Below are 25,171 nucleotides of genomic sequence, written 5' to 3'. Positions count from 1 at the left end.
GGGTAGTGTACGGTGTTGTGTGTAAAAGCAGGAGCCCAAAAAGGGAGGGCGTACCCCCGACCTGGACAATAACCACAAAGGAGGGATACGCCCGTGGCCAGTGTGACAGCACTGACCGATCTCACAGTAGCCGATCTGTGGAAGGAGGTCAAGGACGAAGCGACCGTGTGGGGAGACGTGTCCCAGGCGACGCTTCGGACGGTCAAGCTCTTGCTTGAGAATCGGATGCACGATGAACTGATCAACCACCTGAATGCCCGCCGCTATGTGCGCGACCTGCGTCGCTGTGGCTACCGGAACGGTGTCTATCGCCGGCGCTTGGTCACCACCTGGGGTACGATTCCGGATCTCCACGTGCCCCGGGCTCGGCACAGCGGGTTCCAGCCGTCCGTCCTCAGCCGCTACCAGCGGCGTACCCGCGACGTCAACACCCTCGTCCGGGCCGCCTTCCTGAGCGGCGTCTCTACCCGGCAAGTCGGTCCCCTGCTCGCGCAGCTCCTGGACGATCTGGTCAGCCCCACCACCGTGTCGACCATCACCCAGACGCTGGACCACGCGGTGGCGGCCTTCCACCATCGCCGCCTCCCCGATGCGTACCAGTACCTCTTCTTAGATGCGGTCAGCCTGCGGGTCAAGAGCGTCGCGCAGACCAAACGCCGCTTGATTCTCGTCGCGTACGGTATCCGCTCCACCGGACAGCGGGAGCTGATCGATTTCCGGGTCGTCCGCTACGAGACGCAGGCGACGTGGGAGGCGTTCCTTACCACGCTCGCCTGCCGCGGGCTGGTCGGGAATACCCTGCAGCTGATCACCACCGACGGGCACCGCGGGCTCCATGCGGCGCTCGATCTCGTCTACTCGCAGGTCCCACGTCAAGCCTGCTGGGTCCACGTCCTGCGCAACGTCGCCACCCGGCTGCGCGCCAAGGATCGGGAGGCGTGCCTGCGCATGGCCCGGCAGATCTACCTGGCGCCGACCGCGCACGTGGCCGAGCGCCGGCTGCGCGCGTGGGTGGCCGCCTGGCAACGCACCGCGCCCACCGCGGTGGCGTGCCTCACTCGGGAGAGCGACGCGCTGCTGGCCTTCTATACCGTCGCCGAGGCGGACTGGCGCCGAGTCCGCACGACTAACGCGATTGAGCGGGTGTTCCGAGAGGTCCGCCGCCGCACGCGTCCGATGACGTGCTTCACCAACGTCGCCAGTTGCGAGCGCATTGTTTATGCGATCTTCCAGGCTACGAACAGACGCCAGGCGAGACGCTCTCCCTCACGGGAATTTACACAAAAGACTTGACACTACCGAATCACCGGGTCGATTGGCTATCGGGGCCGTTCTGCGGTATACTTATGCTACTTCACCTTCCTATCGACGGCGGCCCTGCCCCTCGGCTTTTCCGCCCGTGGCCGGTTCCCAGAGGATGAAGATGGGACCACAGGCCACACTTCGTGGGTGCCGAGCATGTTCGTTCGCATCGATTCCGCGGTCGTGACAGACGACGTCGCATTGGTCAGGGCGCCGGGCGATAGTGCTTGGGTCAACGCCGTCCCTGGACTCGTATGACACTCCGCGTGCGGGAATTGGCCCCGGAGAAACGCGCTGAGATCATGGCCATTCGAGCGGCCGCGCGTCGCGGCTTGGCCCCAACGGCGATCGCCGAATTCTACGAACTTCCCCTGGTGGACGTCACCCGCGCACTGGCACCGGCGACCCACGGGCGGGTCACCGATCCGGTGAGCCTTCTCAATACCCAGGTGGCGGCCCCCGGGCACACCCACGCGGATGTGCAGCTCTACTGGGTGGGTTTCCTCACGGCCGCAGGGTGGATTTCCGGACAGGGTTCGTCCATGGCGCTCGTTGTTACGTTGGGCGATCGTGCCGAAAGCCACGTGGCGAGGCTCATGGACGATATGGCCGAATCCCGCCTGCGCCCAGAGTACTGCGAAAGCAGCCTCCTAGGCTGGCAAGTGTACGTTCGGGAGCCGATGCTGTGTAAGGCGCTGCTCCCGTGGGGCGTTCCGTCGATTACCTATGGCGACGACCCGGCATTGTTGAACGACCTCCCGAACCAGTTCGCTGTGCCGTTTCTCTGCGGCTATCTTGACGGCAACTGGCCTGGGACCGCGTTTTCGCGCAGGGGGCGCCTGGTACTCAACGGAACCGTTGGAGTATTGTCCGCTGTGAGTCGCACGCTTCGAACGTGTTGGGGGATTTCGGAAGGCCGTATCACCGCGAGCGCAACTCGCGCGCGCCTTGACTATCCGAGTCTTCAGATCGATCAGCAAGTACGGGATCGGGCGCAGACGTACACGCTGCGGAAACGGTACCCTTTGGTTTCATAAACGTGCCGTGCTGTCGCTGCGACGGGGCGTTCAGGTTGATCTTCTCCGGGACGCCGGATCGAGACGGGTAAAGATCCAAGTCCTATGTCCCGCTCAGGGGTCAACGGTCGAGCATTCTCTCCTTGCTCGGACCCAAGCGTGACAGGTGAGCGGTCTCACCCGCGTTGGCCGCACCGCACGTCTCTTCATCACGGCGCTTAACAGATGGACACACGACGGCTCTCACCAACTTCGCGGAGGGAAGAGTATGCGCCAGCGTCCTATTGAGGAACTTCTTGTGAAAATCAGCCCACGGTTCGCGATGGTGAATGCCTTGGCCGCTCGGGCCGAGCAGCTGATTAGGGGAGACCTTCCTGCGGTCGAGACGAACACGCGCAATCCTGTGCTCGTTGCGATGGAAGAGCTTGCGCTGGGACGATTGCACGTGAACACTGGACGAGCGGGCGTGGCGTCGAAGAAGGGGACGGAACTGAGGGAAGCCCCAGCGACTGATGATCAAGACGCGGAAAGCGTGCACGCCGAGGATGCCCTCGTATCGAGTCGGTGACGAGCCCGACCGCGGGTGGCCTGCCTTGAAGGGCGTTACCGAGCGTACCCCGACGGCGCAGACGAGCATCGGTGTCTCACACGGGCGTGCGCAGGTCTTCTCCGAGAACGGTCAGATACTCTCGGCCACCGTCGGCAAAGCCGCCGAGGTTGTTGAGGAGTTCGAGTTTGGACACAGTCAACGCGACGCCAGCTCCGTTTCCCGGTCGCGGCGCGAGCCGGACGGCGCCCGCAGGTTCGGTGGCCCTTGCTTCGAGAGGACCCGCGTTCCCTCATTGGCCGCTGAAGCGGCCGGGAGAAGCCTTGCGTAGGCGTTAAAGTGCTGTCATGCTTACGCTGAACTGCGCGGTCCAACGGATCAAACTCCGGCACGTCGGCGTTGCTAGGCTTTGAAGGGGACTGTGCCCAGTTCGCATGAGGCTCGGTGAGGCGCTGGCAAAAGGGGGCTTACGTTGATACACACAGGCCTCGGGATTCTCGTTGCGGTCGCCGTGATCGTCGTCCTCGTGCTGCGCGCTTCGATCAAGATCGCTCGAGAGTATCAGCGGTATGTCGTATTCCGTCTGGGGCGGAGCCTAGGTCAGAAGGGTCCGGGTGTAGTGTTTCTCTTTCCCATCACCGACCGGGCGGTCCTCGTTGACTTGCGGGAGGCCTTCCTCGAGATCCCCGCACAAACATGCATCACGCGCGATAACGCCCCCATATCCATCGATTTTCTAATCTACTGGAAGGTGTTTGATGCGGCGCTGACGGTCATCCAGGTCGGCAACTTCGCGGGCGCTGCCCAAGGAATCGCCACGACAGGACTCCGGGCCGTGATCGGCAACCTCAGCCTCGACGACGTCCTCGCCAAGCGGGACCAAATCAACCAGGAGATGCGGGCGAAACTAGACGACGTGACCGAGCGGTGGGGAGTGAAGGTCACGACGGTGGAGATCCGCGAGGTCACTCCGCCCAAAGACGTCCAAGACGCGATGACCCGCCAGATGTCGGCTGAGCGAACTCGCCGCGCGCTCGTGACCGAGGCCGACGGGACCAAGCAGGCGGCCATCACAATTGCTGAAGGTGAGAAGCAGGCGGCGATCTTGCGGGCGGAGGGCGAACGGCAGGCGGCGATTCTCCGAGCCGAGGGGTTCTCGTTGGCGCTCGACAAAATCTTCACGGTCGCTCACACCGTAGATGCCAACACGATGGGACTGCAATACCTCGACACCCTCAGGTCGCTCGGAGCCAGTCCGGCGGCTAAATTCATCTTTCCAATGGAATTCACCCGATTGTTGGAACCGATGTTCGGCCACAAGCCAGACGCGCCCTAATACCCGAGGCGACACGCGCGCTGTGCGTGAGCTGCCTGGGGATCTCGCGCCGACAGCACGACGCCCGACCTGTACGAGACGTCCGAGTCGCGAGCGGCAAGCCAAACACACCCCGCTGATGCCGGGTGTCCACGGGAAAGACGCGGCTCGGGATGGGGTGTTTGCCACGCACGGAAATTAAACGCGAGGCGTAAGTCCGCACGTCAGGTCGTCTTCCTGCTTTTCCCCGTGCGCGCGCGCGCGAACACCCGTCCCGCCAGCGTCGTCGACACGGCGCCGGCTCAGCGGAACCACTCAAGCACGTCTCTCGCCCGGTCCGACCTCACGACCATGACGACGCGGCCGCCGGCGAGGAAATAATCATCGCCCGCGGCACAAACACGGACTCACCTCGGCGAACGGCCGTCACGAGGACCCCCGCCCCGAGGCGCGCGTCGCGCAACCGCCGCCCGGCTACCCCTGACCCGAGTGCGACATCCGGATTGACCACCACGGCCCCGGCCACCAACGCCGAGGGGGCGCCTCGTTGGCCGACAGCTCGCGTGGCGATCCTGCGGCGTGGCGCTCTGTGGCCCGGCCGGACGCCCCCGCCAACGCGGCAGTGAGCCTATCGAGGTCCGCGGCCTCGCGCGCGGGCAGCAAAGACCGCGAGCCGATCGCCGCGCCGGAGCTCGGTTTGGCCGTCCGGCAAGAAGCTCGCGTCAGAGCGCACACCGATGCGACTCGCGGTCACGTCAAAGCACCTGCCGGCTTGGCGGGACCGGGGGTTGCAAAGTCTACTGTAGGCACGCGGCTTGCGCGTGGGGCGAAAGCAATATCGTCTATCGCTGGTAGCTTTAGGGCGCAAAAGGGCCACGGGCGGAGTCCAACCGAAACGGGGTGCGCGCGGCTCGTACCGGCACGCGCCTTTGCAGCGGAGCTCGGGTCTCCAGCAGGAGATTTGTATGACCCTAGACTTGACCTCCGACATTAATCGCAGCTACGCTCGGGCGATGAACTATCGCACCATCGATCTGTTCATGATCAAGATTCTGTGGTGGCACTTCGGATTCACAGTCCTGATGGCGTTCACCAACTCGTATCTCAGGCTCAGCGCTTGGCTGCCCTCACCGTTCTCCTGGCGCATCCTCAGTTCCACTGAAGCCTTGACGGCGTCAATGATCGGGTTTCTCGCAGCCGCGGTTCCCACGGTCGTCTGGGATAGGCTTCGCAACCACTATGCGTGGCGGCTCATCATGAACGCTGCTCTCACCGTATATTCGTACTTGTTTGTGTTCATGAGCGGAGGATCCATCGAGATGCACTTCCATTTCTTCATGGTAATGGCGTTGGTCACGGTCTATTCCGATTGGCGGTTGGGATGGTTCGTGCTTGTGCTGACGGCTCTCCATCATGGGATTCTGAACTACGTGGCACCCAACTGGGTGTACGTGTACGGCCGTAATGACGTCGCGGTGCTCGCCCACGGCCTCCCAGTTCTTGCTACCGCGATATTCACAACACTCCTCTGTAACAGCCACCGGCGGTCTGTTGCCACGTCCGAAGAGGCGCGTCGAGCGTTGCAGCAGGAAATGGAAGAACGCGTGCGTGCCCAGGAGGCGGCAACGACCGATGCGTTGACCGGCCTGGCAAACCGGCGGGGGCTGCTGGATCGGCTGCACAGCGAACTCCAGCGTTCGGCTCGGTCGAACAGCCCCCTTTGCGTAGTGAGCATAGATCTCGACGGATTCAAGGCCATTAACGACGCCTATGGCCACGCGATTGGGGATCAAGTGTTGTCGAGTGTCGGCGACATTCTGCGCGGCTATCTTCGGCAGACGGACGTGGCCGCGCGCTACGGTGGCGATGAGTTCGTGTTGTTGCTCTGCAACACCACGCCCGTCAAGGCGACGGTCATGCTGAGTCGCCTCGCGACGTTCGACCTGGCTCCAACGGACGTCGATCATGGCGGGCATCTCGACGTTCAGTTCAGCTGGGGAATCGCATCGTGGCCAGAGGACGGCGATATTGCAGACCAGCTGCTTCAAACGGCTGACCACCGACTGTATGAGATGAAGCGGCGACCACGCTCGTCGGCGAAGACCATATCGTAGGGTCGAATCTCCAACGCAGGCAACGAACACTGCCGGACCTTGCGCCGGCACTTGGCTGGAAAGAGCGACGCGCCATGCCGCAGCCCTTCGATCCCCCGCTTAGCGCGACTTATCGTTGAATGGTGTGTCGAAGCGTGCACGTTTTGAGGGGTCTCTTGGCCTCCTGCGTGAACGTGGGTTGTCGCGCGACGCGCTCAGGTCCTGTCGCCTGCGGCCCGAGCCATGGCGATCTCGATGAACTCGGGCAGCCGTACCGCCAAAACCGCTGCCGTAAACACCGGTCCAGATACTCCCCGCCTCCTGCCACGGCATACCGATTCCAGGTGCGGGCGCTGGCCGCTTCCACAACGTACGGGATCTACTCACCGGGGCTGGTGTGCTTGCGTCATCATGGGCGTCCTGGACCCTCCTCGAACGCTACGGCCGGGTCACCCGCGCGGCCCGGCCGGGCGCGTGGGTGAACGCAGCGCCGATGACCGCGCCCAGTCTGGCCTTTGACGTGGGGCTTGCCCAACCGTTGCGCACGGGAAGACCACCGCAACGAATACAGCGCAGCCACGAATACCGCAAAGATTTAGGAAGAAACGCCTGAGATGCCGTTGCGGGGCCTCCATGCCGATATCGACGAGGCGCGGACGGCGCTCCAGGGCCTGCTCGGGGACACTAGTGAGCCGATTGATGCCCTCCCGGGATAAGGCGTTCAAGGGTTCTCCGACTAGCCCGGCTGGCGGGTCGCCAGCATGCACAGTGAACAATGTGCGCAGCTGGCTGGGCGCGCCGTCCAAGAACTAATGCGGTCCGCTCCGTCACCTCGTCCGGGGCCTCGCTCTGACGCGAATTGGCGGTACTCCCAGCTCGCGGAGCCCGTCGCTAAACGTTACGCAATCTCGTTGCTTCACGTCCGCCAATCGAACCAATTGCTCATCAGCTCTCGCAGTTAGCTCAGCAAATAACTCGCGGGCCTGGCGTGTGGGTGCAACATCAGCCATGTTCCCGAGATCGGCCACTGTTGCGAGTTCGTTGTTCAATCGGACCGGATAGTGAAACGTGTCCTCATAGGCCTGAGCGCGCCACTGAATCAATTCATTCTCGATGCCGTCCAATTGGGCGCTGAGCTCCTTGGCAGCACCCGCCAGCGCCCCGCCGCCGGTTAGACCTTCTGTCCGCGACACCCACTGTTGTACCTGATCGCGGATGTCGCGAACATCAAGGACGGCTTCATGGACTTCCGTAATCTTGTCGCGGACCGCGAGCAGAAAGTCAAACTGCGCTTTAAGGTCTGCATCCGTCGTCACGGTCCGAGGATCCTTCCGGATCTCAAACGACTGCGTGAGCGTGCTTTTTCCAACGGTGAGTCGCACGCGGTAGGAACCAGGAAGCACACGCGGTCCACCGAGGAATCCAAACCAGAGAGCAGCTCCTGGCACTTCTGCCGCGCCGGTTAGCCGCATGTTCCAGACGAATCGATTCGCCCCTTTCTCCGCCGGCACAACGAGAGGCTGCTCTGACTCGGTAAGCGAGTAGCTCCTTCCGGAGTGCTGCTCCTGAGCGATCACGTTGCTGGAATACTCTCGCAACACATGTCCCTGAGCATCGAGAAATGCGAGTTTCACTTCCCCCGTCGGCCGCTCGCGGAAACAGTAATGAACTAGCACACCGTTAGGCGGATTCTCTCCGGCGTCCAACAATATCGCGGCACCAGTGCTAGTCGCCTGTGCCGTGAGCCCCAGTCCTCCAGCCCGCGCATATACACGGGACCCGCCCTTGCGGAACGACAGCGAGCGCACGTTGGAACGAACCGTAGGCCGCGGGGTAAACAAATGCGCCTCAGCCCGCCGTATCTCGTCGGAGAGTTGGCGCAGAGGTGACACGTCATCTAATACCCAGAAGGACCGACCGTGTGTTGCAAGCACCAATTCGTGGTCCTTGACTACCAGATCGTGGATGGACACCACTGGGAGACCGTTCCCAATTGGTTCCCAGTGTCCACCGTTATCCAAGCTAAAAAATACGCCAGCCTCGGTACCAGCATAGAGCAGTCCTTTACGGACAGGGTCCTCCCGAATCACTCGGGTGAGACGATTCTCCGGAATGCCCTCGACTATGCGCGTCCATGTCTTGCCGTAGTCGGTCGTCCTGAACAGATACGGTCGCAAATCCCCAAGCTTGTAGCGGGTTGCCGCTACGTACGCCACCGCAGGGTCGTGTGGCGATGCTTCGATAATGCTGACCAGCGCCCACTCGGGGAGCTCATCAGGGGTCACCTTGTTCCATGTCTTTCCGTTGTCTTTCGACACGTGGACCAAGCCATCATCGGATCCGGCCCAGAGCACTCCCGGGGTTTTGGGAGATTCGCAGAACGCGAAGATCGTGCAATAGTACTCGGTGCCCACATTATCCCGTGTAACCGGCCCCCCCGACGGCCCGAGCTTGCTGCGATCATTGCGCGTCAGGTCGGGACTGATAATGTCCCAGCTCGCGCCTTCGTTAGTCGTGCGAAAGACAAGATTTCCTGTCGCATACAGGACGTTAGGGTCATGGGGAGAGATAACAATTGGAAACGTCCACTGAAATCGGTACTTCAGGCGTTCAGCGCCCCAGCCCGCTAGATTCTGAGGCCATATCGTGATGTCTCGTACTTCGCTTGCCCGATGATCGTATCGAGTGAGCATGCCCTGGAAAATGCCGCCGTAAATGATGTTCGGATCGTCGGGCCGTACGGCGATGTAGCCGGATTCACTGCCGCCGACATCATGATAAGTGTTTGGCAGAATAGCGCCAAGGTGAGATGCGCTTGGAATCGAAATGGTCGAGTTATCCTGTTGGGCGCCGTAGATTCGATATGGGAATCGATTATCTGTCGTCACATGATACATTTCGGCCGTGGGCTGATTGTACAACGTCGACCATGACTCGCCGCCATTGAGAGAGGCGCTCGCGCCACCGTCGCTACCATTTATCATCCGCTGTGGATCTCGTGGATCGATCCAGAGATCATGGTGATCGGGGTGTGGGAGCGACTTCTTCGAAAAGGTCCGTCCACCGTCGACGGACTTCCAGAGATCAAGGTTCGCAATGTACGCCGTTTCGGCATCGGTTGGATCAGCGAAAATGTGACTGTAGTAAAAGGGCCGCTGTCGTGGCTCTCGCTCGCTGTTGAGACGCTCCCAGGTCGCGCCCGCATCATCAGAGCGAAAGATCCCCCCTTCTTCCGCCTCAACGATTGCCCACACTCGATCGGGACGCGCAGGAGAGACCGCGACCCCGATGCGACCCTTTATCCCGCCGGGGAAGCCAGGATTGTCCGTTAGTTCAGTCCACGTATCACCACCGTCCGTCGTCTTGAACAAACCGCTCCCTGGTCCGCCGCTTGCAAGCGCCCAAGGGGTGCGGTAGCTTTCCCAGATCGCAGCGTAGAGGATGCGCGGATTCGTTGGATCCATGCTCAGGTCACACGCACCCGCACGGTCGCTTCGGAACAGGGCGCGCTGCCATGTCTTTCCCCCGTTCGTGGACCGGAACACGCCACGATCCGGGTTGGGATCATACACGTGACCCAGAGCCGCAACATAAACGAGATCGGGATTTCGCGGGTGGACCCGAATCCGAGCGATGTGCCGGGTATCGGCAAGACCTACAGCCTGCCAGGTTCGCCCCCGATCGCTCGACCGATAGACTCCATCGCCGTCGGCCACGTTACCACGAATGCACGACTCGCCCATTCCCGCATAGATCACGTTCGGATCGGCATCTGAGACAACGAGTGCCCCAACTGACGCCGTCCGAAAGTACCCGTCTGAAATGTTCCGCCATGTCCACCCCGCGTCGTCCGTAGTCCAGACGCCGCCCCCGGTTGATCCGAAGTAGAATACTTGGCGACGTTCGGGGTCGCCAGCAACGGCAACGACACGGCCGCCGCGGAACGGGCCCACCAACCGCCACCGGAGTGAGTTGAGAATGCTGTCCGCACTCTTCCTGACATCGTTTTTCACTACCATGCCTCCTCTCTGGCACCATTAGGCTTTGGTCAGGGTTTCGATCTCTTGTTGCGATATGTTCACGCACGCCCATCCTGTCCCCGCGTGAGGCCCTCGGGCAGACGCCAGGACGCGCAGATTGCACGGTCGCCCCAAACGAGGAACATCGTGCTACCGAAGCCGGGGGTCGAGATAGTCACGAAGCCAGTCCCCGACCAGATTCACTCCTAGAACCGTTGTCAGGATCGCTAGCCCCGGGAAGGTCGTCAACCACCAGGCATCCGTCACGTATTCGCGAGCGTCGGCAAGCATGGACCCCCAAGTAGGTGTTCCTGCTCCGACACCTAGTCCAAGAAAACTTAGGCCGGCCTCCGATAGGATTGTGCTCGCCACGGAGAACGTTGCTACTACAATGGCGGTGCTGATGACATTGGGTAGCGCATGAACGAGCAAGATCCGACCTACCGACGCTCCCATCGCACGTGCGGACTGCACGTATTCACGCTCTCTCACAGACAACACTTCCGCACGGACCACACGCGCATAGGTGACCCAACTCGTTACCCCCAGCACGCCGATGATGTTGCCGAGACCGGGACCGAGCACGGCCATCACCGCTAGCGCCAACAAGATGAAGGGGAACGCAAGTTGCATGTCACCAAAGCGCATGATCACGCGATCGGTCCAGCTCCCGTGGTAGCCACTGACAAGCCCAATCGCAGTTCCAAGGCTACCCCCAATGGCCACTGCAGTAAGGCCGACGAATAACGAGATCCGTGCGCCAACCAGTAACCGGCTCAAGACGTCGCGTCCCAGCGCATCCGTCCCCAGCCAGTGCCGCATTCCATCTTGCACGGTCAACGGTGCCAACAACCGATCCTGTACGTGGACAAGAGTGGGCGACGCGGGCGCAAGCCATGGCGCCATGATCGCGGCGCAGACGACAACCGACAATAGAAAGGCGCCCACAATAGCGCCCGGGGAGCGGCAGAGATTGCGAATCGCAGGAGTCGACACAGGATCACTCGTACCGCACGCGAGGATCAAGATAGCCGTAGGCGACGTCCACGCAAAGGTTCAAAAGCACAAACACGGTGGCGATGACGATGACTGCGGTCTCGACGATCGGAAAATCCTTTTCATAGATCGCGTTGACAACCAGCCGCCCGACACCGGGCCACGCAAACACGGTCTCGGTGATGATTGCGCCTCCGAGCAGAACGCCGAAATCAAGTCCAACCAAGGTTACGATCGGCAAGAGAGCGTTGCGCAATGCGTGGCGATACACTACTATTCTGTTTGGCATTCCCTTCGCTCGTGCAGTTCTGATGAAATCATTCCCAAGGGCGTCAAGCATTGATGCTCGAACGACTCGCGCTGTGCGCCCCATAGAGTACATTGCAAGCGTGAAACCTGGGAGTACCAAATGAGTCAACCCGCCACGACCAGAAACGGGAAGCCACCGGAGTTCTACGCCGAAGACAAGGATGAGGATGAGGCCCAACCAAAACCCAGGCGTGGACTGCCCAAGCAAGCCTCCAACCATGCTGCTGGTGTCAATCAATGTCCCACGGTGCGTTGCCGCCTGTACGCCTAGTGGAAGTGACACGACGAGCGAGAGCACCATCGCAGTGACCGCCAATTCCAGTGTGGCAGGCATCCGCTCCAAGACCAGTGGCAAAGCTGGGATCTGACTACGCAATGACACCCCAAAGTCGCCGTGTGCTGCATGACCTAGGAAATCTCCGTATTGCACGTACCAAGGGCGATCGAAGCCCATTTGATGCCGAAATTCTGCGATTTGGTCGCGCGTATAGTTCTCAGGAATCATGAGATACGTCGGGTCCCCAGAGAGAAACAGGATCGCGAATGCGATGAAACTCACGCCAACAAGAACCATCAGCGAATCGAGCAGGCGACGCGCGACAAATGACGCCACGCGCTAGCCCGCGGACACCGGTGCTCCGAGCCCAAACAACAATTGGCCTTGCTTCGCCGCCATGCTCGTGCTGAAGAATAGTACTGTCGCGTCGACCGGAGCAATGACGTCTTCCAGATGACGTCCCCACAGATCTCGCAACTGACCGATGAGTTGCCCAGACCGAACCTGATCGCCAAGATCAACCGACGATGAAAAGAGTCCCTCCCGGCTCGCTGACACTAACGTGAACTCGACGAGGCGCAAAGGAGCTGGCGAAACACTCCCGCCGGAGATGACACCGAGGTGGGTGAGGCTGTTGCGCAACCCTCGCAAATGCACGTCGACATCTGACGGCTTTGCTTGGTCCTCTCCTCCCGCCTCTGCCACGATCGCGGGGATGCCGCGCATGCCCGCAGCCGCCTGCATGTAGCCGGGCACGGGACGTCGTAACACTTCCTTCGAGCGACGCACTGCCAGGGGAAGCCCGTAGCTGGCTGCCAGCGCACGCGACTTGGCGTCAAGAACCGGGTCATCCGTCTCTTGATAGATCGTAAACGGCATCAAGCGTTCCATAACATCCCCACCGTGCAGATCGATGAGCGCGTCACACCTGGCAAAAACTTCGTCAAACAAATATGCAGCCATCACCTCTGTCGCCGTCCCATCCCGGCGTCCCGGAAAGACGCGACTGAGGTTCTTTCCGTCTGCGGGCACCACGCCCGCAACTCGGTCCCAAAACGCCAGTTGGTTGATGATCGGGAGGACAATCACGTGCCCGGCCAGCCGCCCGGGTTCTAACTCGTTCGCAAGACGCAGAGCCGCTTCGATCCCCGCATACTCCGATCCGTGCATTCCGGCGGTCACACAAACCGTGGGACCAGCTCTGTCCCCCCGGATCGAGACATAGGGCCATGAAAAGGCTGTGAGGACAGGATGCGCAAACGCAAGGGTGCCATAAGTCTTTACCCCTGGTTGTCCGCTCGACACAACCGTCACTCGCGTCCTCCCACAAGACCCTCGCGGACTGGCACGCAATCAACAGGCATCGATTAGAGAACCCATCGAACCCGCGCGTCCTTACTTCACAGAGGCATTCTCCAGAATAATGAGTTCGTCAGCGCGCGGCGCCCAGTTGAGCCGCTTGTTGACACCGTAAAAATCCGTCTGTTTGTAAAGAAAAATGAGCGGAGCATCATCATGAGCGATCTCCTGCAACTTGTACAAGATCGGCGTCCGTTGTTTTGGATCGACTGTGTGATTGAGGAGGTCGTACTGCTTCTCAAACTCTGCGTTGTTCCAATAGGTCGGGTTATAACCGAAGTCCTTCTCAACGTACCGAATCTCATCCTGACCGTCAAAGGAAGACCCGAGTCCTAGTAAGTACATGTCCGCGGGGTTGACATCCTCGAACATCTTCTTCGAATACACTGGCCACGCCAGCGGATTCACTTTGACTTGAACACCGATGGCCTGCAAGTACGATGCGGTCGCCTCTGCGATCTCCTTGTCGCTGATGTAGCGTCCCACAGGGGTGTCCATCGTGACGCTAAACGGCTGTCCGTTCTTCATGAGAACATTATTCTGGAGCTTCCAGCCAGCCTCGGCCAGCAGTGACTTCGCCTTGTTTGGATCGTACGGGTACGGTTTCACCGCAGGATCAGCATACGCATTGACAAGAGTTGCCATTCGACGACCCCGGCCGCTCAGGATGGATTTCAAGATGGCATCCACGTCCACCGCATAGTTCATTGCCTGGCGCACGCGAGTATCGTTAAACGGTGGGCGATCCGTTCGCATTCCAATGAAAATGTCCCGCCCTCCCTCAACTGTCTTCACCGCTGCGTTGGAGCTGTTGTTGATGCGGTTTATCTGATCGGGAGGCACGTTGGTGATGATATCAGCCGCACCCGACAGCAAGTCCGCGATGCGGGTGCCGGCTTCGGGGACCGGGCGAAACACAAGCGTCTGAATCTTCGGTTTGGGTCCCCAATAGGTTGGATTAGCCGTCACAGTCACATGATCGTCGTGGATCCATTCCTTAAAGACGTACGGCCCCGTTCCGACCGGTCGGAGGGACGCCTGCGCCTCCGTCACCCCACTGTAGTACTTAGGCGCCATCATGTAAAAATAGACAAGCCACTCCAGCACAAGCGGTGACGTCTCTTTCATGACAATGTTCAGAGTATAGTCGTCTACGATGTCAATGTGGTCGTATTTGACGAATCCCTTGAGAAAACTCGGCGCCTTCAGCGCCGGATCGTACAGGCGGTTGATAGTGTACTTAACTGCCTCCGCGTTAAATGGCTCTCCATCGTGAAAGCGCACGCCTTTCCGCAACCTGAACTGCCACACAGTTGGACTGATGATTCGCCAGCTCTCTGCTAGCCTCGGTTGATAACGCATCTGGCTATCGCGAGTCACTAGGGTCTCGAACATGGTGAGCATGACGTTGTCGCTGAAGCGGGCTTGCGTGAACATCGGGTCCATGCTTTCCACATCGGTCCCCTGGTCGACAACTACTTGTGAACCTACTTGAGCGCTCGTTAACTGTACCCCCAATGTGCCAACGCACATCATCGCCGCCAACCAAACCGCAAGCGCTCGCCGCATGGTCCCCTTCCTCCTTTAGACTACTCGAGTGCGCTCGCCCGGCAGACACACCAGGCAGCAATCTTAGAGAGGTATCCTCGCTCTCGCGACAGGCATATAACCTCCACGACACCAGCGCCTTGTAGGGTCGCCTCTACTGTTCAGCCGGTATTGCGAAGCACGATACGTACAGTGCTACGCTTCACGGCGCGACGGCTCTGTAGGCTTCAATAGTTCGAGTAATCGCGCGTCGACGCGATCGGCGTTGTTCTCAAGATACTTGCGCAATTGATCCCAACGAGCGTGCTCGAGCAGGTCGGCGATTGTCGCATGGTGTTCCACAATCGCTGGCAGTGACGCGTAAGTGCGGTCCGCGTATTCTCTGACCAAGAGGTAGCATTGGAACTTCAAACCTTGCCATAACCGCTGCAAGCGCCGATGCCCCGCGAATGCGTACAGAGCATCGTTGAATGCCAAATCCGCGTGAGCAACTCCTGCGGCATCGCCACGTTCCGCGGCGGTGCGCATCGCTTGCAGAGCCTCTTTGAACCGCAGTAAGAGGGCATCAGATAGATGATCTTTTACAAGCCGCAGGGCGAGTCGTTCCGTGAACATCATGATGCTATATATCTCGTACGCATCCCGCTCCGTGAGCACGGGAACGGTCGCGCCTCGATGAGGGGCCAGCACCAAGAGCCCTTGCTCGGCAAGCTCGCGAAATGCCTCGCGGACAGGCCCGCGACTGACGCCCAAGTCACGAGACAAATTCGCCTCGATAACTCTGTCGCCGGGGCCGAGCTGGCCGGTGATGACGGCGTCGATGATTGAGTCGCGCACTCCGTCCACCAGAGAACGCCTCGACAGCTTTCGGACAGATGGGACGGCGACAGACGCGCTCATCGACAGTTCCCCCCTCGGATATTCCACTTCATATCATCATAGTGTATGATTGTCAACAATCGGCAATCTTACGACCGAGTGCCAATTGACGGTTCAGGAGCACAGAGTTCCAGGACAGGGAGGGGATGCAATGCCGATACGCAAGGTGCTGCTGTTTCTCGTGATCGCCGTAGCTGGCGCGATGCCTACGGCAACGGGCATACCCTCGCTTGCAGCCACTGGCGCTGTAACGGTGGCGCAAGGGACGGAACCAGCAAGCCTCGACGCGTTTCAGGAGATCTCCCGCTCAGGGTACAATGTTACTTTGCACATCTACGACCCTCTGTTCATGCGAAGCGAAAGTGGGAAGATCACTCCCATGTTGGCAACAGGGTACAAGATAATCAATCCCACGACGTGGGAGTTCTCGCTGCGCAAAGGTGTGCGCTTTCACAATGGCGAGCCGTTCGATGCGACAGCGGTAAAATTCACGTTCGACCGCGACTTGCTCAAAGAATCCGCGCAGAACTACTTGCTGAATGGGGTCAAGGATGTCCGCATCGTGGACCCCTACACTGTGCAAGTCACCACGGCAGACCCCATGCCGTTGCTGCTCTTTAATCTGACGCTGGTTGGCATTATGCCGCCGCGCTACTATCAGACCCAGGGCGCGAGTTACGTTGCAACCCACCCTGTGGGGACGGGCCCATATCGGTTTCAGTCTTGGGTCAAGGACGATCGTGTGACCTTGGTGGCTAACACCGCATACTGGGGCGGTACTCCCAGCATTCAGACGCTTGTGTTTCGACTTATTCCGGACCCCGCTGCGCGGGTGGCCGCCTTGAGGACCGGGGAAGCCGATATTACTACCGATTTTCCGCCGGACCTCGCGCCGAGCATCCAGGGCAATCCGCAGGTTCAAGTGGAGACTACGCAGGGCACGCGTTCCATCAACATCATGCTTGATACCGGAACCGGGCCACTGCGTGACAAACGTGTACGGCAAGCCCTGAACTACGCAGTCGACAAGGACACGATCGTCAAGAAATTGCTGGGCGGGTTCGGCACCGTTGAATCGACACTCGTGCCCGCGCCGTATCTTGGATTTAACCCGCTGCTGAAACCGTACTCCTACGATCCCGCCAAAGCAAAACAGCTGTTGTCGCAAGCAGGCTACCCTAACGGATTCCCGATTGTCTTCCAATCGCCTCGAGGTCGCTACCTTGCCGACGCGGAAGTATCGCAGGCCGTCGTAGGCTATCTCAAAGCTGTCGGCGTCAATGCCGATCTCAAGTACTTCGAATGGGGCAATTACGTCAATATGTACTTCAAGCACCAGCTCGGCCCTATTTTCTTGATCGGTTCAGCATCCGCTGCACTAGACGCAGGCGATGCACTCGAAAACGTGTCCTGTGGCGTTTGGGACTCATGGTACTGCAACCAAGCAATTCAAGCACGGTACATGAAGGCCAAGTCGACACTGGACCCTGCCGGCCGCGCCCAACAATATCGTGAGATTCAGTCATTGATCTACGACGAAGCGCCGATCATCTTCATGTATACACAGCAGGGCATTTATGGTGTGAACAAGCGGTTGAACTGGACCCCGAGAGCCGATGAGACCTTGTGGTTGGCAAAGACAACGGTAAAGTAACGGACCACGTCTAAGGAGCATCGCGGAACGTGCAGCGCTACATCGCTCGACGACTCTTGCAGGCTGTCTTTGTGCTGGTGGGGATCTCCGTCCTCGTCTTCTTGTTGACACACGTCATTGGCGATCCGGTCGCTCTGCTGCTTCCGTTCCAGGCGAGTCAGGCGCAGATTACAGCAATGCGGCACGCGTTCGGTTTGGACCGACCACTATGGTTCCAATACACGATGTTCGTCCGCGGCGCGCTTCATGGAGACCTTGGACTCTCGGTGCGGCAAGACGTACCCGCACTCGCCCTCGTGCTCGAACGCGTGCCCGCCACTGCCGAACTTGCCCTCACCGCGCTGAGCCTCGCAGTCGGGCTCGCCATCCCGCTCGGAGTTCTGGCCGCCCTACATCGACGAACCACCGTCGATCGTGGCGCCCTGCTATTCTCGATCATCGGCCAATCGATGCCCACCTTCTGGTTGGGGCTCCTCGCGATCCTCGTGTTCGGGGTGTTTCTCCGATGGCTTCCAACCGGCGGAATCGGCGGCGTGCGACACTTAGTCCTGCCCGCCACCGTGCTTGGCGTGTTTTCGTCCGCAGGGATTACGCGCCTGACACGGGCGTCGGTCCTCGATGTGGTGGCGGAAGACTACCTGCGCACCGCGAGGGCGAAGGGACTTCGTGAGACCGTCGTCATCGGCCGGCACGCGCTACGGAATGCATCTCTGCCCCTTGTAACCTGGATTGGGCTTGAACTGGGGACGCTCCTCGGGGGCGCGGCAGTCGCGGAGACCGTGTTTTCTTGGCCTGGGATGGGTCGACTCGCTGTCCAAGCGATCTTTGCCCGCGATTTCCCAGTAGTACAAGCGACCGTGCTGTTCGCGGCAACGGTCTTCGTGCTAGCGACGCTAGTGACAGATTTGCTATATGCGTGGCTAGACCCTCGGATCCGATACAGCTAATGGCGCTGCGACTCCCTGTCCGATCGCAGACGGTTCGCCCTTCGAGGAAACCCGCAAGCTCTCGATGGGCGCTGAGCGATCCTGGAGCGAGTATCGGTCTAGTCCTGCTCGGAGCCGCGTGTGCATTGGCCCTGCTCGCCTCGAAAATCGCTCCGATGGACCCAGGGAACCAAGACATTGTGAACCGCCTCGCCCCGCCACTCTCTATGAGCGCAGGGCACATCTATTGGCTCGGGACAGATCAGTTGGGCCGGGACATCCTCAGCCGCGTCATTTACGGTGCTCGCGTTTCACTCTTCGTCGGGGTCAGCGCGGTCGTGCTGTCTGCGACACTCGGAACCTTGGTTGGAATATTCAGTGGCTATTACGGTCGCGCTTGGGACGATTTGCTGATGCGCATCACGGACGTTCAACTCGCATTCCCTTCAATTCTCCTAAGTCTAGCGATTGTCGCCGTCCTGGGCGCTGGGGTTAGGAATTTGATCGCGGTACTCGCCTTTTCGGGCTGGGTAGGGTACGCGCGAGTGGCCCGAAGCCGCGTCCTCGGAATTCGTCAGCGAGACTTCGTCGAAGCGGCTCGGGCTCTGGGTGCCTCGCACCAACGGATCTTGCAGCACCACGTCCTCCCGAACATATTGCCGTCCACGCTAACGATCGCGAGCTTCTCGCTCGGCGGGATGATTACGACCGAGGCGGCCCTGACGTTTCTCGGTCTTGGCGTGCCCGCTAACCTCACGAGTTGGGGCGGGATGCTGACGGACGGTGCCCAGTACATGTCAGTCGCCTGGTGGCTTGCGACCTTCCCCGGTGCGGCGATCATGTTGACCGTCTTGGCGACAAATCTCGTCGGCGACTGGTTGCACGACGCCCTCGACCCGCGCTTTGCCACTCGTTGATGAACGACAGAGGTGATCAAGGTGCTGACAATCAGCAACTGCCGCATCATTTCAATGGAGGACCCTGTGATCGAGTGTGGGGCGATCGAGATCGAGGGAACGAAGATCGCGGCGATCCACACGCTACCTCCGAGACGACACGGAAGTAATGTCCTGGATGCTGAGGGACTGACCGCGATTCCTGGTATGGGGCAGATGCACGGGCACATTACTGCATATATGCACACCATGGACACGGCGCCCGTCAACGCGCAACCTCACACGCTCAAGGCGATCCAGGCAACTGCCTTCGCTAGGAATGCGCTACACGCCGGGATCACGATGTGGCGGGACATCGGCGGACACGCCCACATCGATCTGCAGCTCAAGAAGGCAATTAACCTTGGCCTCGTCCCGGGTCCGAGAATGCTAGCGTGCGGCCGCTGGCTTGGTCACAGTGGTGGGCATGGTAGCGGGCTCAGTGAATCAGTAGATGGCGTTGAAGCGCTCCGGCGTGCCGTCCGCGAGCAAATCGCCGCAGGCGCTGACGGAATCAAGCTGATTGCTAGCGGTGGTGTAATGCAGGCGACCGAGGACCCATTCGCTATGGAATACACGGAGGAGGAGTTAGAGGCCGCGGTTGACGAGGCCCGCAAGGCTGGACGGTGGGTAACCGTCCACTCACATCCCGCTGTGGCGACACGCGCTGCGGTGAAGGCTGGCGTGCGTTCGATCGAACACGCGACAGAACTGCCCAATGACGTGGTCGATCTCCTGATCGCCCGCGGCGTCTATATTGTGCCGACATTTGCTGCGTATTGGAAACTCTCCCAAGAAGGTCGTGAGATCGGCCTTGATCCTGGACTCGTGGATATCGCCAGGCGCGTGTGGGATCGGAAGATAGAGTACTTCATGAATGCTGCCCGAGCTGGCGTCAAGTTCGCAACCGGAACCGATACCGGGGCTCCACGCGTGTTCCATCACGAGCTCGCTCTGGAGCTTGAACTCATGGTGCAAGTAGGCCTGAGCCCCGAGCAGGCCTTACGGGCGGCCACGATCAGTTGCGCGGAGCTCATGGGATGGGCGGATACACTTGGGACCCTCACGCGAGGAAAGGAAGCGGATATTGTACTTCTTGAAGGGCACCCACTCGAGGACATTTCAGCAACGCGGCGTGTGCGCCACGTGTTCAAGGCGGGCAAGCATTACACACCGGAACCGCCAGTAGCCCCGCTGCCATGGTAGCAATGTCAAGCGAAGGGCAGAGCCTACTGGGAAAGCGCGCCCTTCAGCGGGCCTTCAGCGAAAATCTTGCTCAACCGCACCGGCCAGAACACTAGCCAGTATGCGGCCAGTATGCGTATGCGGGATAAGCAGGACGAGCGTACTAGATTCAACGAGACGAGTTTAAGGAGGGATTGATATGAGGAAATGGCTGTCGGTACAGACTCAGGCAGCTGCTTCGGCGATTGCAACAGCCGTGGGCGTCTTGTTTGCGATCCTGCCTCAGGACTGGATCGAAGAGCGATTTGGAATCGACCCCGACGCGGGAAGCGGTTCCATTGAGCGTTTGCTTGTTGGCATACCTTTAGCCATCGGTGTGGCACTTGCCGTCAGCGCAATCGTAGGTTATCGACGACGACAAGGGCAGCGTTCGTCCGCGAGTTGACGAACGTGGTTGAGGGCAATTTACTCCTAAGACCAACGCTCTCGCATGTGAAGTTGCGCGAGGGTCGGTATCGGTGCTGCGAGGTAGAGGCGGGACTCGCCCTCAGTAAACAGCGGAGGCAGTTGAGCTCCGCTGAGGGTTTCGCCGCATCTACCTGACTGGTGAAATAGAAACCTAACTCATCGTGATGAGCGAGAGGCGTCTCCGCGCACGACGGGTACGCTTATTTGCTTCCCCCGATTCCGAAGGATAAGTGGCCAAGATCAAACTTACTGGCAATCTCATTACACATGCGGCACCGCGCCCCGGTTACTGCTCGGAGATGGCTCGCAGCGCCTCACGTGTTAACGTTGGCCATTTAGTCGTGTGTCGGAGAGGAACCTGGACCCACGCCTTCATGGATCGGCCGCGCCCGGATGGATCGAACAACGGCGTTCGCGAAAGCGCCAGAGTCCGTGCATGCGTTGGCCCGTCGAGTTTGAACACCATCGCGTCGCCGTAGAGCCCCGCGAACGCCTTGCCACCGATGAACAGGTTGGGCACATACCGAACATCTTCCCCCACTGCTCCCTCGAATTCCGACAAGAGCGCCTCGAAGGCGAGCGGCTTGGCGATGAGCGCCCGCGCGACCTGCTCGTCGAGAAACGTCTGGATCACCTTGCGATTCACGGCGACGCTGTTCGGGAGCCAATCCTCGCCCATCAGTGCGATCGTTTAGCGTCACTGCGTCTCGGCCACGCTCGAATACAGTGGTGATCGCGGAGCCCGCTCCCGAGTCGTCGCCGGGGAAGACAGCACCGAAGCCCGTCGCTACGTCGGTTCAAGGACATAGCCCCTAGCGGTCCAAAGCGTACATCGTGCCATTTTATCGCCTACCCTCATCTCCACGAGACCGCGTTCGACGCGACCTTCTTGTCGCATTTGAACACCTGCGCGAATCTTTACCCGTCCTTATTGCATCAGCCACATTCGTCGTTGCCGTAGTTGCAACGGCCGTTCCAATGCGACTCGTATCTCATTGGATTCCAGGTTACGCATTAGAGTACTTGGGAGTGGGGTCTCGCTTCCGTGGTTCCTACGAGGCCATATATCTTGCTGAGTTCACAGGGCTGCTTGTGCTAACTGCGATCGTTATGTCAGTAGCCAATTACCGGTATTCAATGACAGAGACCTACAACATGAACCAAGCAGCGTTCTTGAGGAAAGCGTTCTATGACATTGCTCTTGAATTAGAATGACAGCTACGGAAGGACGACGTTCGGCACAATCATGTTGAAGGCGTGGCCCAAGGTCTCGATCGAGCCCACTACTCATTGGCCGCAGTGAAATCCGAAGAGATCCGTCGAATAGCCGCTCGCGCCCAACTCTCTCAGGACTTTCGACACGTGCCGCGAGGGCGCGTGTATGGAATTCAGGCACTAATAACAGATTCGCAACGCCGTGACCTCGATGAGGTCTTTGTTTCCAATGCGCGAGATATTTCAGTTTTCTCGTTCACAACGACGCTGACCCTCGCATGCTTGGACTGATTGTTCACACATCCGTGGCGCTCTGGGCATCGTTACTCGTTGTCGCCGTTTGCGTTCGATCCACCCTCTTGCTCTTGCGATAACGGAGTCATGAACCACCCAGGCGTTGAGTGGACAGCGACAACCAGGCGTGCCCTCGCACGCCTCGGCCTCGAAATGCCGCTAATTCCCAACAAATGCGAGCAATTCCTGTCCGACGCCCGGGCAGCAGAAAACCCACCCCAGCCATGCGCTGGAGCGGGTTTTCCTTGCCGTACAGGTGGTAGCGGGGGGAGGATTTTAGCGCCGCCACGACAGCAGGTCCTTCTCGCTTGATCGAGTCCACCACACGGCCCCCACGGACGCACGGAGGGTACGAGCCCCGACTAGGGGCGAATCGCCCAACGGATAGGGGCTCCTTGCCTAAGTTCGATTCGCGAACATGGCCGAGCGGGTCCCCTCTCCTCTCCGGGGTCGTCTCATGGAGCCCGCTTGCCAATTCCTCGTCTCTATGGCATGATTACTTCAACGCATAGCCTAGCGCTAGGTAGCAAGCCGTGAGGCGGTTAGAGCGTTAGAGCACCGACTGGACACAAAGCGTCTGTAGCGAGAGCGGGACGGATCGCCGCCGCCCCTGCTCCTCCGGCACAAGGGGAGGGTACCGGGCATGGGCGGCGGGAATACAGGGACGACCTTCGCAACACCAGGCGGCCTCTACACTCCGGCCGTCGGTTCAGGAACCCCCGGCCTCCTAAGCGCTCAGATCGCCGCGATGTTGAGCGGGACCGGCAGTGGCACCACCGGGATGCTCACCGGGATTCAGCCCGGGACGGGGTATGGACGCCCGAGCGTGTTCACGACCCCCGGCGCTGGCGGGACCTCGAATCTCCCTCTGTCCGCCTTCACGCTCGGCCAGATGCTTCAGTCGCAACCAGGACTCCTCCAGTCCTTGATCCAGAATCCCCAACTCGCAATCCAGCTCCTCTCGGGGGGCCCGCAGGCGTCCCAAGCGTTTGGCTATGGGCTGCCCTCCACGCTTCCTGGCGCAAGATCCGGGAGCCTCACGGGGGGTGGAGGCGGCATTGGCAACACCGGGGGGCTCGGGACCGGAGCAGCGTTCAGCACTCTCAACACGGGAGGCGGTGGAGGCCAAGGTGGGAACGTGGCGGCGTTCGGGGCCCCGACCTCGAACATGGCGACCTACGGGAATCTCGGCCAGGTCCCGCAGGCACTCAAAGCGGGGCTATCCGCGCTCATGGGACCGCTTGGCCCGCTTGCCTTCGGGATGCTGAATCTGCTCCCGCAGAATGCGCCAGCCCCTCCGGGGTCTTGGCAGGGTTCCCCGATCGGCACGCAGATCCCTCAGAGCCCGGCAGCATTAGGCATCGACACGGGCTACAGCACGGCCCCGGCGGGGGCAGGCAGTGGCGGTGGGAGTGGCAGCGGACAGGCAGAGGCGCCAAACACGCAAGTCGGCGGCGGTCCTGGGTATAGCGGGACCGCGCAAGGAGATCCTTTGGGGGTAGCAGGGCAAGGAGACACTGGCGCCTACGGCGACGGACAGGGTGACGGAGCGAGTGGGGACGGAACCGGAGGCGGTGCCCCTGATGCTGGGGCGGGTGGCGGCATCGGCGGCGGGGGGAACGACGTCGGCGGGGACCAGGGAGGCCTCTAATGGACGGCTCCTCGCCCGGGCGTCAAGACGCGCGCGAGACGGCCGGCATTCGGGATGGGACGATCCTGGCCCGGGTGCGGAAGTTGGTCCGGGCGTTGGTGGCCGGGCATCACGACGTCCTGGGCGGCGCACAGCATGTCTGTTTGGAACCGGCGTGCGGAAAGGCCTTCGGGCAAACGTGCGTGGTCTTCCAAACGCCGGGCGGAAGGTGTCCCGCCTTCGAGGGGTATGTGCTCCCCATTCTGGAATCGGCCGCTTACGACCCGTCCGTGTACGATCCTGACTTTGCCGAGGCTTACCGCCGTCATGTCCAGTTCGGCGAGCGAGCCCGGACGCGGATATGCCAGTGGCGGGATGAAACGACGGGGGCACGGTGTCTGAAGCGGGTCGCTTCGATGGGGCCGAACGCCAAGTATTGCGAGTGGCACCGGCGGAAGGCCGAGCTCGATCGGAAGAAAGCCTGGAAGCGCCGGGCGAATGGGGCCAAAGTGAGTCCGACGGTAGACGTTTTGGAAAAATCGGTCCTCGGGAGCCCTTGATTACCAAGGCCTGGCGGGGCGCCCCCGTCGCCCTTTCGAGAGGTCGGGTATCTCCGTATCCCCGGCACCCTCGGAGGCCTAAAACGACTCCTGGGGGCTAGCCGTCCTCAGCGGGTTGATGAGTCAGGGACCCAACGAGAAATGGTCGATTCGAACATCTTCGGAGGTAGAGCGACATGGCGAGGAAAGGACGGATGTCCGGTAGGGGGCGGAAACTGCCCAGCAAAGCAGGCAAGCGCACTGGCTCGTTGACCCGTGGACCGCTCACGCATCCCGTTGGGGCGCTCGCAGGCTCGATCGGGAGTCCCGGCCGGCGGAGTACCGGGGCGCATCGGATGGTCCGTGGAGCTCGCGGCCAGTTCCGGAAGCGGTCCCGCGTTGTCGTTTAGCCCCTCGTGGGGGCGCGACCGTGATTGACCTGGACACGCTTCCACGGTGCGTGGTCTGTGGCAAGCCCCTGCCTCCGATGGCCGTGCAGGACGGGGACAAGTTCTGTTCGACTGATTGCGCCAAGCGCGCCCACGGAGTTCCCGTCGTCACGGATGCCCGAGATGCACGAAGGGAACACGTCCGAGAGACGAGAGCCACTCCCTCGCGCACAATTCGTGGGTGGCGGGGGCCAATGCGATGACGCCCGGGCGGCA

At 60.5% G+C, this 25,171-nt stretch carries 19 protein-coding genes; 12 read left to right on the top strand and 7 right to left on the bottom strand.

Going from position 1 to position 25,171, the window contains the following annotated elements; all coding sequences use genetic code 11:
- Positions 1-93: 93 nt before the first annotated feature.
- The 5 genes from VKZ50_05200 to VKZ50_05180 all read left to right on the top strand — a co-directional run bounded on the left by VKZ50_05200 (position 94) and on the right by VKZ50_05180 (position 6,294).
- Complete coding sequence (locus VKZ50_05200; GenBank protein ID HLJ59110.1) at positions 94-1,293, top strand: IS256 family transposase; 1,200 nt, start codon at positions 94-96, stop codon at positions 1,291-1,293.
- 311 nt (positions 1,294-1,604) lie between these two features.
- Positions 1,605-2,339, top strand: coding sequence for a hypothetical protein (locus tag VKZ50_05195; protein HLJ59109.1), 735 nt, complete (start codon positions 1,605-1,607; stop codon positions 2,337-2,339).
- Positions 2,340-2,586: 247 nt separating this feature from the next.
- Positions 2,587-2,886 carry a DNA-directed RNA polymerase subunit omega gene (gene rpoZ, locus VKZ50_05190; GenBank protein ID HLJ59108.1) on the top strand — a complete coding sequence of 100 codons (300 nt, stop codon included), beginning with the start codon at positions 2,587-2,589 and terminating at the stop codon, positions 2,884-2,886.
- Positions 2,887-3,340: 454 nt separating this feature from the next.
- Positions 3,341-4,201, top strand: a complete 861-nt coding sequence (locus VKZ50_05185; protein HLJ59107.1) for an SPFH domain-containing protein — start codon at positions 3,341-3,343, stop codon at positions 4,199-4,201.
- A 944-nt stretch (positions 4,202-5,145) separates the two neighbouring features.
- Positions 5,146-6,294 carry a GGDEF domain-containing protein gene (locus tag VKZ50_05180; protein HLJ59106.1) on the top strand — a complete coding sequence of 383 codons (1,149 nt, stop codon included), beginning with the start codon at positions 5,146-5,148 and terminating at the stop codon, positions 6,292-6,294.
- An 806-nt stretch (positions 6,295-7,100) separates the two neighbouring features.
- Here the strand turns inward: VKZ50_05180 and VKZ50_05175 are convergent.
- The 6 genes from VKZ50_05175 to VKZ50_05150 all read right to left on the bottom strand — a co-directional run bounded on the left by VKZ50_05175 (position 7,101) and on the right by VKZ50_05150 (position 15,627).
- On the bottom strand, positions 7,101-10,031 hold the full coding sequence (locus VKZ50_05175) for a glycosyl hydrolase (protein ID HLJ59105.1): 2,931 nt from the start codon (positions 10,029-10,031) through the stop codon (positions 7,101-7,103).
- 411 nt (positions 10,032-10,442) lie between these two features.
- Positions 10,443-11,288, bottom strand: coding sequence for an ABC transporter permease (locus VKZ50_05170; GenBank protein HLJ59104.1), 846 nt, complete (start codon positions 11,286-11,288; stop codon positions 10,443-10,445).
- A gap of 4 nt (positions 11,289-11,292) precedes the next feature.
- Positions 11,293-12,210, bottom strand: a complete 918-nt coding sequence (locus tag VKZ50_05165) for an ABC transporter permease (protein ID HLJ59103.1) — start codon at positions 12,208-12,210, stop codon at positions 11,293-11,295.
- A gap of 3 nt (positions 12,211-12,213) precedes the next feature.
- Positions 12,214-13,188, bottom strand: coding sequence for a succinylglutamate desuccinylase/aspartoacylase family protein (locus tag VKZ50_05160; GenBank protein ID HLJ59102.1), 975 nt, complete (start codon positions 13,186-13,188; stop codon positions 12,214-12,216).
- 81 nt (positions 13,189-13,269) lie between these two features.
- A complete protein-coding gene (locus VKZ50_05155; GenBank protein HLJ59101.1) occupies positions 13,270-14,802 on the bottom strand; it encodes an ABC transporter substrate-binding protein in 1,533 nt (510 codons plus the stop codon).
- A 174-nt stretch (positions 14,803-14,976) separates the two neighbouring features.
- Positions 14,977-15,627, bottom strand: coding sequence for a GntR family transcriptional regulator (locus VKZ50_05150; protein HLJ59100.1), 651 nt, complete (start codon positions 15,625-15,627; stop codon positions 14,977-14,979).
- 184 nt (positions 15,628-15,811) lie between these two features.
- Here VKZ50_05150 and VKZ50_05145 point away from each other — a divergent pair, with 184 nt between their 5' ends.
- The 5 genes from VKZ50_05145 (at position 15,812) to VKZ50_05125 (ending at position 20,805) form a co-directional block, all read left to right on the top strand.
- Positions 15,812-17,314: an ABC transporter substrate-binding protein gene (locus VKZ50_05145; protein HLJ59099.1), complete on the top strand. Its 1,503-nt coding sequence runs from the start codon at positions 15,812-15,814 to the stop codon at positions 17,312-17,314.
- 29 nt (positions 17,315-17,343) lie between these two features.
- Positions 17,344-18,261, top strand: coding sequence for an ABC transporter permease (locus VKZ50_05140; protein HLJ59098.1), 918 nt, complete (start codon positions 17,344-17,346; stop codon positions 18,259-18,261).
- Positions 18,261-19,157, top strand: coding sequence for an ABC transporter permease (locus tag VKZ50_05135; GenBank protein ID HLJ59097.1), 897 nt, complete (start codon positions 18,261-18,263; stop codon positions 19,155-19,157). Before VKZ50_05140 ends, VKZ50_05135 begins: the two co-directional genes overlap by 1 nt.
- 12 nt (positions 19,158-19,169) lie before the next feature.
- Entirely contained in the window at positions 19,170-20,381 is a 1,212-nt protein-coding gene (locus tag VKZ50_05130) for an amidohydrolase family protein (protein ID HLJ59096.1), read from the top strand.
- A 178-nt stretch (positions 20,382-20,559) separates the two neighbouring features.
- Positions 20,560-20,805, top strand: a complete 246-nt coding sequence (locus VKZ50_05125) for a hypothetical protein (protein HLJ59095.1) — start codon at positions 20,560-20,562, stop codon at positions 20,803-20,805.
- 309 nt (positions 20,806-21,114) lie between these two features.
- Here the strand turns inward: VKZ50_05125 and VKZ50_05120 are convergent, their stop codons facing one another.
- Positions 21,115-21,507, bottom strand: coding sequence for a hypothetical protein (locus VKZ50_05120; protein HLJ59094.1), 393 nt, complete (start codon positions 21,505-21,507; stop codon positions 21,115-21,117).
- A 1,473-nt stretch (positions 21,508-22,980) separates the two neighbouring features.
- On the opposite strand from VKZ50_05120, the gene VKZ50_05115 reads away from it, so the two are divergent.
- Together VKZ50_05115 and VKZ50_05110 are read left to right on the top strand one after the other, a co-directional pair.
- Positions 22,981-23,988, top strand: a complete 1,008-nt coding sequence (locus tag VKZ50_05115; protein ID HLJ59093.1) for a hypothetical protein — start codon at positions 22,981-22,983, stop codon at positions 23,986-23,988.
- Positions 23,988-24,527 carry a hypothetical protein gene (locus tag VKZ50_05110; GenBank protein HLJ59092.1) on the top strand — a complete coding sequence of 180 codons (540 nt, stop codon included), beginning with the start codon at positions 23,988-23,990 and terminating at the stop codon, positions 24,525-24,527. Before VKZ50_05115 ends, VKZ50_05110 begins: the two co-directional genes overlap by 1 nt.
- Positions 24,528-25,171 lie beyond the last annotated feature (644 nt).

The sequence above is a fragment of the bacterium genome, assembly GCA_035295165.1.
Taxonomy (GTDB): Bacteria; Sysuimicrobiota; Sysuimicrobiia; order Sysuimicrobiales; family Segetimicrobiaceae; genus JAJPIA01.
This window is presented reverse-complemented; position numbering and strand designations above follow the sequence as displayed.